Source organism: Bradyrhizobium sp. ORS 375 (assembly GCF_000239775.1).
Classification (GTDB): domain Bacteria; phylum Pseudomonadota; class Alphaproteobacteria; order Rhizobiales; family Xanthobacteraceae; genus Bradyrhizobium.
In genome coordinates, this window is sequence record NZ_CAFI01000458.1 from 1 (window position 1) to 12,232 (window position 12,232).

9 protein-coding genes are annotated in these 12,232 nt (G+C 65.8%); 5 read left to right on the forward strand and 4 right to left on the reverse strand.

The genetic code is table 11. The features are described from left to right. The first annotated feature begins 764 nt into the window (after window positions 1-764). Entirely contained in the window at window positions 765-2,816 is a 2,052-nt protein-coding gene (locus BRAO375_RS31365) for a M23 family metallopeptidase (protein ID WP_009031453.1), read from the forward strand. Window positions 2,817-2,911: 95 nt separating this feature from the next. Here BRAO375_RS31365 and clpB read toward each other — a convergent pair whose 3' ends face one another. Further along, window positions 2,912-5,551 (reverse strand): ATP-dependent chaperone ClpB, encoded by a 2,640-nt coding sequence (gene clpB / locus BRAO375_RS31370; RefSeq protein ID WP_009031454.1) that lies wholly within the window; start codon window positions 5,549-5,551, stop codon window positions 2,912-2,914. 182 nt (window positions 5,552-5,733) lie between these two features. Between clpB and BRAO375_RS31375 the strand changes: the two genes are divergently transcribed. Further along, window positions 5,734-6,561, forward strand: coding sequence for an MOSC domain-containing protein (locus tag BRAO375_RS31375; protein ID WP_009031455.1), 828 nt, complete (start codon window positions 5,734-5,736; stop codon window positions 6,559-6,561). 225 nt (window positions 6,562-6,786) lie between these two features. On the opposite strand, the gene BRAO375_RS31380 is transcribed toward BRAO375_RS31375, so the two are convergent. Next, window positions 6,787-7,446 (reverse strand): TIGR02594 family protein, encoded by a 660-nt coding sequence (locus tag BRAO375_RS31380; protein WP_035643188.1) that lies wholly within the window; start codon window positions 7,444-7,446, stop codon window positions 6,787-6,789. Window positions 7,447-7,715: 269 nt separating this feature from the next. Here BRAO375_RS31380 and BRAO375_RS31385 point away from each other — a divergent pair, with 269 nt between their 5' ends. Continuing rightward, a complete protein-coding gene (locus BRAO375_RS31385) occupies window positions 7,716-8,579 on the forward strand; it encodes an alpha/beta fold hydrolase (protein WP_009031457.1) in 864 nt (287 codons plus the stop codon). A 198-nt stretch (window positions 8,580-8,777) separates the two neighbouring features. On the opposite strand, the gene BRAO375_RS31390 is transcribed toward BRAO375_RS31385, so the two are convergent. Beyond that, window positions 8,778-9,683: a LysR family transcriptional regulator gene (locus BRAO375_RS31390; protein ID WP_009031458.1), complete on the reverse strand. Its 906-nt coding sequence runs from the start codon at window positions 9,681-9,683 to the stop codon at window positions 8,778-8,780. A 124-nt stretch (window positions 9,684-9,807) separates the two neighbouring features. Between BRAO375_RS31390 and BRAO375_RS31395 the strand changes: the two genes are divergently transcribed. Continuing rightward, window positions 9,808-10,677, forward strand: coding sequence for an alpha/beta fold hydrolase (locus BRAO375_RS31395; RefSeq protein ID WP_009031459.1), 870 nt, complete (start codon window positions 9,808-9,810; stop codon window positions 10,675-10,677). A 531-nt stretch (window positions 10,678-11,208) separates the two neighbouring features. On the opposite strand, the gene BRAO375_RS31400 is transcribed toward BRAO375_RS31395, so the two are convergent. After that, complete coding sequence (locus BRAO375_RS31400) at window positions 11,209-11,628, reverse strand: secondary thiamine-phosphate synthase enzyme YjbQ (RefSeq protein ID WP_009031460.1); 420 nt, start codon at window positions 11,626-11,628, stop codon at window positions 11,209-11,211. Window positions 11,629-11,820: 192 nt separating this feature from the next. Between BRAO375_RS31400 and BRAO375_RS31405 the strand changes: the two genes are divergently transcribed. After that, window positions 11,821-12,232: GFA family protein (locus tag BRAO375_RS31405; RefSeq protein WP_035643191.1), on the forward strand; the 412-nt coding region annotated here is incomplete at its 3' end.

Below are 12,232 nucleotides of genomic sequence, written 5' to 3' on the forward strand. Positions count from 1 at the left end.
AGTCCCGCGCTTCACAGCGCTAAGACCATGGTGTTACCTTTGAAACATTGTCCGCCGAAGTCTTCTCGTCCGATCTCAAATGAAAGCCGAAGCTCTCACCCGAGATCCGCAAGGACTCCGCCGTCCACGTTTCTCTTTCTTCATCTTCACTTGTCAAACAGCCCGGGACCTCAGTCCCACCCTCTCTTGGAGGGGTTCCGCAACTTTATTCGACGGCGATGGGCAACCGGGTTCTACCGGTTGTGCACCACTCAACGAAGTGAGGAGCAGTATTGGCGCGAATGCTCGCCTCGGTGTGTCCCGAAGCGGCGCCGCGCTCAGTGATCGGGTGTATAGGGGGAGCCGATCGGGGTGTCAACGACCAATTTCATGAAATCGTCGCATCGGGTGATTTTTTTAAGAGACCCTTGGGAAGCCCGATTTCTTGCGGACATCGTGCCCCACTTGGGCCACAATCCTGCGACGATTTGTTAAGCATCGACCTGAGCTGATTTGGTTCCAGCGGGGACGGCCTTTGGCTCACGGGTGATCCAGATCAAGGAATTGGCGAGCCCTTCGCCCGATTCAGACGACCGAGACGACATCGAGAGATCCTAAAGAATAACAGCGGTTCGGGATTTGAGGGTTTCACACCCAACAGCCTCGAACCGTCAGAGACGCGCCATCATTCCGAGCCGTTTGTCCTAGACGGTCATGTCTTGGACGGTAAGCCAACCCGGCAGCTGAGTGATCTCGGTGCTGACTTTGAACTTGGGGGACGAAGGTTGAACCATCGGACGTCACGCGGGGGGACTGGGCGCGAGATCGGCACGATCGATCTCGGGCATGAGCCGCCGCTATCGGTCGATGGCTCCGAGGCCGCGGTGATCGATCGCCGCCGCGTCTCCGTTCAATGGTTTTCAGGCACGATTCTGACAGGTCTCTGCGGCGCGGCCCTGATCGGCGGCGCCGTTTTTGCGTCGCTCGACGGCGAGATGACCTTTGCGCGCATGCCGGAGCGGATGGAGAGCGCGCTGCGCGGCGCGTTCGGCGCCAATGATCGCGTCGCCACCTTGCGCAAGAGCGACCGGCTGCCGCCGCCGAGCGAAGCCGCTGCCGCGCGCAACGTCGTGCGCGTCTCGACCGTGACCCGCGCCGGAACGCGCGAGGTCATCCGGGTCCGTCCTTATGTGCGGATCTCAGGCAACCTGTCGATGACGACGAGCGATCTGTCGTCGAAGATCCCGCCATTCAACGCGCAGCGGCTGCTGACCGACACTGACAACGACAAGACCGCCTCGGGTGACGATCCCAACAATGCCGCGGCTGTCGAACCGGACGCCGAAGTGTCCTTCGTGACGAAGGACCTCGCGACCGTGCTGCCGAAGACCAAGATCGCAGCCTCGGTGGCGCTCGACGAGATCGTCATGCGGGTCCGCGACGCCGCCAATTGGCGCGGCAACAATGGCGGCGTCCGCTATGCCTCGCTGGCCAACGCCGCAGCGGATGCATCGGGGGCGACGGGCGATCTGAAGCTGTCCTATGCCAACGACGGCAGCTCGCCGGACCCCTATGCGGGTTTCGAGACCCGGGTGGTGCCGGAGAACGTGACCCTGCTGCCCAAGACCAAGGACCAGATCACCGGCGGCAATCCGCTCGGCGAGCGCGTTCACCTGGTCAAGAAGGGCGACACGGTCGCCTCGATCCTGCGCGATCAGGGCGCGACGCCGGACGAGGCCAAGGCGATCGTGGGCCAGCTCGGCGCCCGCGGCCGCGACGGCGGCCTGAAGGAAGGCGAGAAGCTGCGCATCATGATGGCGCCGGCGAGCCCCGCCCCCGGCGCCCGGCTGCAGCCGGTTCGCGTCATCGTCGCCAATGACAGCATGATCGAAGCGGTCGCCGCGCTGTCGGACCTCGGCAAATACGTCGCCGTCGACGTGCAGAGCATGAACACGGTGACCGAGACCGCCGACAACACCAATGACGAAGAGGATGACGGCACCGGCGTCCGGCTCTACCAGAGCATCTACGAGACTGCGATGCGCAACAAGGTGCCGGCGCCGGTCATCGAGGACATGATCCGGATCTACTCCTACGACGTCGATTTCCAGCGCAAGGTCCAGCCGGGCGACTCGTTCGACGTGTTCTATGCCGGCGACGACGACGACAAGCCGGGCGCCAATGACAAGAGCGAGGTGCTGTTCGCCTCGCTGACGGTCGGCGGCGAGACCAAGAGGTACTACCGGTTCCAGACCCCCGACGACAGCGTCGTCGACTACTATGACGAGACCGGCAAGAGCGCGAAGAAGTTCCTGGTCCGCAAGCCCGTCAACAACGCCATCATGCGCTCCGGCTTCGGCGGCCGCCGCCACCCGATCCTCGGTTATGTGAAGATGCACACCGGCGTCGACTGGGCCACCGCCTACGGCACGCCGATTTTCGCCTCCGGCAACGGCGTGCTCGAGAAGGTCGGCATGGAAGGCGGCTACGGCAAGTACATCCGCATCAAGCACAACAACGGCTATGAGACGGCCTACGGCCATCTGTCGGCATTTGCCAAGGGCATGGAGCCCGGCAAGCGGGTGCGCCAGGGCCAGGTCATCGGCTTCGTCGGCTCGACCGGCATGTCGACCGGCCCGCACGTGCATTACGAGATCCTGGTCAACGGCCGCTTCGTCGACCCGATGCGCGTGAAGCTGCCGCGCGGCCGCTCGCTCGAGGGACAGATCATGGCCTCCTTCGAGAAGGAGCGCGACCGCGTCGACCAGATGATGACCACCCGCGGCGCCGGCGCCTCGCGCATGTCGGACGCCGGCCCGATCCAGGTCAACCGCTGATCCAGGCGTGACGCCGCCAGATGCTGGATATGCAAACGGCCCGCGCTGACGCTCAGCGCGGGCCGCTTCTGTTCAATCGCAGCGAAAGCCGGGTCTCAGTTCAGCTTGCGCTTGGGGATCGGCGCCTCGAACGTGGCGATCTCCGCGGTGCGATGCGCCTTGCCGTTGAAGGTCAGCACATTGCCTTCCGAGGAGATCGCGACCTTGTCGCCATCCTTGATGTCGCCGGCGAGGATCATCTCGGCGAGCGGATCCTGCACGCTGCGCTGGATCACCCGCTTCAGCGGACGCGCGCCATAGGCCGGGTCCCAGCCCTTGGCGGCGAGCCAGTCGCGCGCATCGCCATCCAGCGACAGCGTGATCTTGCGCTCCTCCAGGAGCTTCTGGAGCCGCGAGAACTGGATCTCGACGATCCGGCCCATCTCGCTCTTCTGCAGGCGGTGGAACAGGATGATTTCGTCGACGCGGTTGAGGAACTCGGGACGGAAATGGCTCCGCACCGTGCCCATCACCAGCTCGCGCACCTCCGACGTATCCTCGCCCTCCGGCTGATTGACCAGGAACTCGGAGCCGAGATTGCTGGTCATGATGATCAGCGTGTTGCGGAAGTCGACGGTGCGGCCCTGGCCATCGGTCAGGCGGCCGTCGTCGAGCACCTGCAGCAGCACGTTGAACACATCCGGATGCGCCTTCTCGATCTCGTCGAACAGCACGACCTGATAGGGCCGGCGCCGCACGGCTTCCGTCAACGCCCCGCCCTCGTCATAGCCGACATAGCCGGGAGGCGCGCCGATCAGCCGCGACACCGAGTGCTTCTCCATGTACTCGGACATGTCGAGCCGGACCATCGCGGTCTCGTCGTTGAACAGATACTCGGCGAGCGCCTTGGTCAGCTCGGTCTTGCCAACGCCGGTGGGGCCCAGGAACATGAACGAGCCCATCGGCCGGTTGGGATCCTGCAGCCCGGCGCGCGAGCGACGCACGGCGGTGGCGACCGCGTGCACGGCCTCGAACTGGCCGACGACGCGCTTGCCGAGTGAGTCCTCCATCCGCAGCAGCTTGTCCTTCTCGCCCTCGAGCATCTTGTCGACCGGCACGCCGGTCCAGCGCGACACGACCTGCGCGATGTGATTGGCGGTGACCGCCTCCTCCATCATCTCGCCGGCATTCTCCTTGGCCTCGATGTCGGCCAGCCGCTTCTCCAGCTCGGGGATGCGGCCATAGGCCAGCTCGCCCGCCTTCTGATACTCGCCGCGGCGCTGCGCGTTGGCGAGCTCGATGCGCAAGGCATCCAGCTCGCTCTTGAGCTTCTGCGCGTTCGACAGCTTGTCCTTCTCGGCGCTCCACTTCGCGGTCAGCGACGCCGACTTCTCCTCGAGATCGGCAAGCTCCTTCTCCAGCGCCTGCAGCCGGGTCTTGGAGCCGAGATCGCTCTCCTTCTTCAGGGCCTCCTGCTCGATCTTGAGCCGGATGATCTCGCGGTCGAGCGAGTCCAGCTCCTCGGGCTTCGAGTCGACCTGCATCTTCAGCCGCGCCGCCGCCTCGTCCATCAGGTCGATGGCCTTGTCAGGCAGGAAGCGATCGGTGATGTAGCGGTTCGACAGCGTAGCCGAGGCCACCAGCGCGCTATCGGTGATGCGCACGCCGTGATGCTGCTCGTATTTGTCCTTCAGGCCGCGCAGGATCGAGATGGTGTCCTCGACGGTCGGCTCGGTGACGTAGACCGGCTGGAACCGGCGCGCGAGCGCGGCGTCCTTCTCGACATGCTTCTGATACTCGTCGAGCGTGGTCGCGCCGATGCAATGCAGCTCGCCGCGCGCCAGCGCAGGCTTCAGCAGGTTCGACGCATCCATCGCGCCGTCGGCCTTGCCGGCGCCGATCAGCGTGTGCATCTCGTCGATGAACAGCACGAAGGTGCCTTCGGCCGCGGTGACCTCCTGCAGCACGGCCTTCAGCCGCTCCTCGAACTCGCCGCGATATTTCGCGCCGGCGATCAGCGCGCCGAGATCGAGCGACAGCAGCCGCTTGTCCTTCAGGCTCTCCGGCACGTCGCCATTGACGATGCGCAGGGCGAGGCCCTCGACGATGGCGGTCTTGCCGACGCCGGGCTCACCGATCAGCACGGGATTGTTCTTGGTGCGCCGTGACAGAACCTGGATGGTGCGGCGGATCTCCTCGTCGCGGCCGATCACCGGATCGAGCTTGCCGTCGCGCGCCGCCTGGGTCAGGTCGCGGGCGTATTTCTTGAGCGCATCATAGGCGTTCTCGGCGGTCGCCGAATCCGCCGTGCGCCCCTTGCGCAAGCTTTCGATCGCCGCGTTGAGGTTCTGCGCGGTGACGCCGCCCTTGGCGAGAATGCTTCCGGTCTCGCTCTTGGCGTCGAGCACGAGCCCGAGCAGCAGCCGCTCGACCGTGACGAAACTGTCGCCGGCTTTTTCGGCGGCCTTCTCCGCCGCGTCGAAGGCGCGCGCCAGCTCGGACGACAGATAGACTTGGCCGGCGCCGCTGCCCGACACTTTCGGCAGCTTGCCCAGCGCGTCTTCCGTCGCTTTCAGGATCGCGCGCGAATTGCCGCCGGCGCGATCGATCAGACCGCCTGCGAGGCCTTCGCCATCGTCGAGCAGAACTTTCAGAAGATGCAGCGGCGAGAACTGCTGATGGCCGTCGCGCACGGCCAGAGACTGCGCCGATTGAATGAAGCCCCGCGCGCGCTCGGTATATTTGTCGATATTCATGATGTTTCCCTCAGCCTGCTGTGACGCCCCGAAGGCACGGTTCCAGCATCTTCATTGGGTTTGTGACCGCGCACGTTGACGTCCATCAACGCCGCAATTCTTGACGTCGCCGGGTGCGCCCGGCTTGAGAGGACATGTGGGAAGGCGGCCGAAAAACGGAAGGGGCCGCTTCACAAAATCGTGTGCCCTGGCCGGTGGGTCGGGAATCTCCTATGACCGCGGCCATGAGCCAGATCAGCCCCGCACGCATCGCCCACCTGTACCGCTATCCGGTCAAGGGCCTGACCCCGGAACCGCTGCAGACCGCCCCCTTGCGGGTTGGCGAAACGCTGCCGGCCGACCGTCGCTACGCGCTGGAAAACGGGCCGACCGGCTTCGATCCGGCCGCCCCGGTGTGGAAGCCGAAGACCGCCTATCTGATGCTGATGCGCAACGAGCGCCTCGCCGGCTTCAAGACCTCCTTCGACGACGCGACCAACATCCTCACCATCCGCAAGGACGGCGCGCTCGTTGCGCAGGGCGATCTGGAGAGCGCGGAAGGCCGTGCCGCGATCGAGCGCTTCTTCGCCGCCGAATTCGCCCAGGAGCTGCGTGGCCCCGCCAGGCTGCTGTCGGGCGGTGGTTACAGTTTTACGGATCTGGCGCGGAAGGTGATCTCGATCATCAACCTCGCCTCCGTCGCCGAGGTCGAGCGGATGGTCGGCGCGACCGTGCACCCGCTGCGCTTCCGCGCCAATGTCTATGTCAGCGGCTGGCCGGCCTGGCACGAGGCCACGCTCATGGGCGAGACGCTGCGGATCGGATCGGCACGACTGAAGATCGTCAAGACCACCACCCGCTGCGCCGCCGTCAACGTCGATCCGGACACGGCGGCGCGCGACCTCGACATCCCGCCGGCGCTGATGCAGGCCCGCGGCAACAATGAATGTGGGATCTATGCCGAGGTCATCGAAGCCGGCGACATTGCCCTCGGCGACGAGCTCGCGGTGGAGCAGCCCCGGCTGGTCTGAGTTCTCAGTCTCTCAGCGTCATTGCGAGGCGCCGAAGGCGACGAAGCAATCCAGACTATCAGCGTGGCCCTGGATTGCTTCGCTGCGCTCGCAATGACGCCGTGGTTGGAGCCGATCTCTCACCACGATCGCGGTGCGCTCCCTCGCCCCGTTCTTACCGGGAGAGGGTTGGGGTGAGGGGCAGCCGCACGGGCGGTGCCGCCCTCATCCAGCAAGCCGAACTGATCAGTTCGGCATCACATACGCATATACGCGGCCGCGCGACACCGCGCTCTCGCGAACGCGGCCGCCGTTGTTGCCGGAGATGACGATCGGATTGCCCTGGGCATCGACGCCCGAGACCACGCCGACATGGCCGCCGCCGCGGCGGCTCATCACGGCGATGGCGCCGACCTGCGGGCCGGAGACGCGCTGGCCGTAGCTGGCGAACGAGCGCGCCATGTCCGAGCCGGTGCCGCGATGGCCGGTGCGCTCGAGCACCATGTTCATGAAGCGCGCGCACCACAGGCTGCGCCGTCCCGTCGGGTTGCCGCCGCCGATGTAGCTGCGCGCCGCCGCGACGACGGTGCTGCTGCCGCCGCCGAAGCCGCCGGACGACGCCATGCCGTCAGACGCGGTCCCCGGCATCATGAGACTGGCCTGCGCGTCGGCGACGCCCTCGACCCGCATCCGCGCCACGCCGCGCTCCCAGCGCGACATCCGGGCGACCGATCGATGACGATAGTGATTCCTTGCGTAGTGATGGCCGCCGTGGCTGCGGTGGGCGTGATGCCCGGAGCCGTGATGCGGACGGGCCGATGCCGGTGTTGCGGTGGCAGCGATCACTGCCGCACCCATGGTCAGCGCAACGATGTGAAGCGACCGGCGAAGGGTAGATACAACCATACTCAATCCTTCTGTTACTTCCCCCAGTACCCTGACTGGTACTCAGACTTGGCACCCCCTAGGTCCTCAGCGCGGCCCCTCTGCAAGCCGCCAGCGGGGTCCGTAGAAAGTCGCCGTGTGACCAAACCATGACCATCGGCGGCAAAAGACCGGCGACGAGAGGGTGATTTCGGGTCTATTCTGAGGCCGAAACAAGGCTGATGAGCTGCGTATTGTCGCGCTTCGCGCGAGCAGTCATCATCAGGCTCGCGACACGGGAGGAGCTGACGATGCCCCACGCAACGGCGAAAGACGGCGTTCGCCTGTATTTCGAAGAGGTCGGCGCGGGCACACCGCTCCTCTTCCTGCACGAGTTCGCCGCCGACCACACCAATTGGGAGCCGCAGCTGCGCTTCTTCGCACGCCGTCACCGCTGCATCGCCTACTCCGCGCGCGGCTACACGCCGTCCGACGTGCCGGCGTCGCCTGACCTCTACAGCTACGTGCACTTCTACACGGATGCGCTGGCCGTGCTCGATCACCTCGGCATCGAAGCCGCGCACTTCGTCGGCCTGTCGATGGGCTCCTACTCCTCGCTGCAGGTCGCGCTGAACGCGCCCGGTCGCATCCGCTCCATGGTGCTGGCCGGCGTCGGCTCCGGCTCGGACCTCGCGCAGCTCGACGCCTTCCGCGCCCAGTGCCGCGCCACCGCCGAGCAGTTCGAGACGCTCGGCTCGGCCGAGACCGCCAAGGTCACCCGCGAGGCCCCCGGCCGCATCCCCTTCCTGGTCAAGGACCCGCGCGGCCACGCCGACTTCTACGCCGCCCTCGCTCGCCACGACGCCAAGGGCTCAGCCAACACCATGCGCGGTTTCCAGGGCGGCCGGCCGTCGATCTACACCATGGCCGACGCCATCCGACGCGTGACGACCCCCGCTTTGATCATCTGCGGCGACGAGGACGACGCATGCATCGCGCCGAGCCTGTTCCTCAAGCAGCATCTTCCGGCGTCCGGGCTGACGTTCTTCCCGAAGTCCGGCCACGTGCTGAACCTGGAGGAGCCGGCGCTGTTCAACGCGGCGGTGGAGCGCTTCATTGCGCTGGTGGAGGCCGGCCGATGGAGCGCGCGGGATCCAAGGTCGATGGCGGGATGAACGCCGAGGACATCTCGCCCCCTCCGCGACCCCATCGGAGCCCCGCCGCCCCCCGCTGTCGTCCCTGCGAACGCAGGGACCCATAACCACAGGCCTTTGTGGGACGATGACTCGCAGTTATGCCTCTACCAAGAGATTCCGCGGTATGGGTCCCTGCGTTCGCAGGGACGACAGCGGTGCTCGTAGCACTCTCGAGCCTCAAATCACCGCCTCCACCAGCCGCTGCCGCAGCAGCGGCACGGCGAAGTCGACGAAGGCGCGCAGCTTCAGCGGCAGCCGGGTCCGGCCGTCATAGACGAGGTGCACCGGGCGCGGCGCGGGCTCGAACGCTTCGAGCACCAGCTCCAGCCGGCCGCTGCGGACATGATCGACGACCTGATAGGACAGCGCCCGCACCAGCCCTGCCCCTGACAGCCCCGCTTCGATGGCCGCATCGATGGTGTTGACGCCGAGACGCGCGCGGAAGCTGGCCGAGATCTCGGCGCCATCGATCTCGAACGGCCAAGCGCCGGGCACCGATACGCTCTGGAAGGAGATTACGCTGTGCCGCGCCAAATCCTCCGGCGCCGCCGGGCGGCCGTTGGCCGCGAGATAGCCTGGGCTGGCACAGATCACGTGGCGGACGCTGCCGAGCCGGCTGGCGATCAGGCTCGAATCCGGCAGCTGGCCGATGCGGAGCGCCACGTCGATCTGGTCGTCGAGGAAATGCGCGACGCGGTCGGTCATCACGAGGTCCACCGCGACATCCGGATAGGCGCTGAGGAAGCGCGTCACCACCGGCAGCGCATGCAGGCGGCCGAACATGATCGGCGCCGTCACCACCAGGTCGCCTTTGGGCTCCGAATATTCGCCCGATGCGGCGCGCTCGGCCTCGGCGACCTGCTCCAGGATCGCGCGCGCGGCCGCGACGTAGGAGCGTCCCGCCGGCGTCAGCTCCAGCCCCTTCGCCGAGCGAACCAGCAGCGTGGCTTTCAAATGCAATTCGAGCTCGGCCACCTTGCGGCTGACGGTGGCGAGCGGCAGTCCAAGCGTCCGGCTGGCTTTCGACAGACTGCCGGCGTCCGCTGCCGCCAGGAGCACCGCCATGGCATCCAGGCGATCCAAAGTACCCTTCCAAATATCGAGAGGCCTTCTCCCAGATCTATCGGCTCCCGCTCAGTTTTGAAAGGCATACACCAGGGCGACGACGGCCAGCGCCCACCCCGCCGTCCCAGTCCAGGAGAAACCCATGACCACCCAGACCCGCCACCGCACCGCGACCGTTCACGGACGCAGCGTGTTCTACCGCGAGGCCGGCGACCCGACCGCGCCGACGATCCTGCTGCTGCACGGCCTGCCCACCAGCAGCCAGATGTTTCGCGACCTGATCCCGGCGCTCGCCGATCGCTTCCACCTGGTCGCGCCCGACTACATCGGTTTCGGTCATTCCGACGCGCCTGATCGCAGCGCGTTCACCTACACTTTCGACAATCTCGCCGCCCATGTCGCAGGACTCGTCGACGTGCTCGGGCTCGACTCCTACATCCTCTACATGCAGGACTATGGCGGCCCGGTCGGCTTCCGCCTGTTCACGCAGCGTCCGGAGCGGGTGACGGGCTTCATCCTGCAGAATACCAATGCCTACATGGAAGGCGTCGGCGAGGCGCCGAAGAAGGTGCTGCTGCCGCTGTGGGAGAGCCGCACGCCGCAGACCGAGGCGCCCGCCCGCGAGCTGCTCAGCCTCGAGGGCACGAAATTCCAGTGGCTCGTCGGCGCCAGGAATCCCGATGCGGTCAACCCCGACAACTGGATCCTCGACCAGGCGCTGCTCGACCGTCCGGGCACGCAGGACTACCAGCTCGATCTGCTGGAGAACTACAAGACCAATGTCGCGCTGTATCCGCAGTGGCAGGCGGCCTTCCGCGCGCACAGCCCGAAGACGCTCATCGTGTGGGGCCAGCACGATCCGTTCTTCACCCCGCCCGGCGCCCGCGCCTACCTCAACGACCTCTCCGACGTAAAGCTGGTCTGGCTCGACGCCGGCCACTTCGTCCTCGACGAGAACACACCCAAGGTCGCCGCCGAGATCAAGGCGGTGTTCGCGGGCGCCTCGCAATAAGGTTCGTGGTCAAGCAGCCGTACCACACAGCCGTCATCGCCGGCTTGCACCGGGCGATCCAGTCATCCGAGGCAATAGCGGATGGCCCGAGAGGCCGCGGCGTAGCGGATGCCGCCTGCGCGGGCATGACGAGGGAGGCTGTCACCACCCCGCTCCGTCATCGCGAGCGCCAGCGAAGCGATCCAGGGCCGCACGGAAGGCCCTTCGCTCGTGGCCCCTGGATTGCTTCGTCGCTTGCGCTCCTCGCAATGACGCTCGTGGCGAAGCTGGCGCCATCACCACAGCTGTCATCGCCCGGCTTGATGTATGGCGATCCAGTAGTCCGAGGCAATAGTGGATGGCCCGAGCGGCCGCGGCGTACCGGATGCTCCCTGCGCGGGCCTGACAGCGAAGGCTGTCACCCGCCCTCCTCCGTCATCGCGAGCGCCAGCGAAGCGATCCAGCGGCTACACGGAAAACGTCACGCGTGGCTCCTGGATCGCTTCGTCGCATGCGGTCCTAGCAACGACGCCAGGGGTCGCGACCTCGTCCCTACTCGCCGATGATCTTGATCAGCGCGCGCTTGCGCCGGCCGCCGTCGAACTCGCCGTAGAAGATCTGCTCCCACGGTCCGAAATCGAGCTTGCCCCCGGTGACCGCCACCACGACCTCGCGGCCCATGACCTGCCGCTTCATATGCGCGTCGGCGTTGTCCTCGCCGGTGCGGTTGTGGCGATAGCCCGAGACCGGCTCGTGCGGCGCCAGCTTCTCCAGCCATTGCTCGTAGTCGTGATGCAGCCCGCTCTCGTCGTCATTGATGAAGACCGACGCGGTGATGTGCATGGCGTTGACCAGCACCAATCCCTCGCGCACCCCGCTCTCCCTCAGCGCCGCTTCGACCTCACCCGTAATGTTGATGAAGGCGCGCCGGCCGGGAATGTCGAACCACAGCTCCTTGCGGAAGGATTTCATGAGCGCGTCTCTCCAATATTGCCGAGGCCGCTATCGACCCATATGTTACGGCTTTGCGAATGCTAAGAGTCCGCTCGCCGTTTTATCCCACAATATCGTGTGTGGCACTTGGCAGAATGGCGTCGGATCGACAGAGTCAATTCGAAACAGAGTGAATTCGAAGCAGGGTGAATTCGAAATTGGAGCCGCCCGATGATCAAAGGGAGCTGCCTCTGCGGAGGCATCCGATTCGAGATTGATACCGTTCGCGCTCTGACCCACTGCCATTGCAGCAACTGCCGCAAGCTGAGCGGAGCGGCGTTTGGCAGTTATGTTCACGTCGATGTCGACAAATTCCGGCTGCTCTCCGGTGAGGAGCTTATGCAGCAGTTCGAGTCGGCGCCGGGCAGCTTTCGATTCTTTTGCCGCGTCTGCGGCGCGGCGGCGCCCGGCAGGGCTCCCTATCTTCCCACGGTCAGCATTCCCGCCGGCCTGCTCGATGACGATCCCGGCGTCCGACCCAGGCTGCATGTGTTCGCTGGCTCCAAGGCGCCATGGTGGGACATCGCGGACGGGCTGCCTCAGTACGAAAAGTGGGTCCCCGGATTCGGCCCCAAATCCGAGA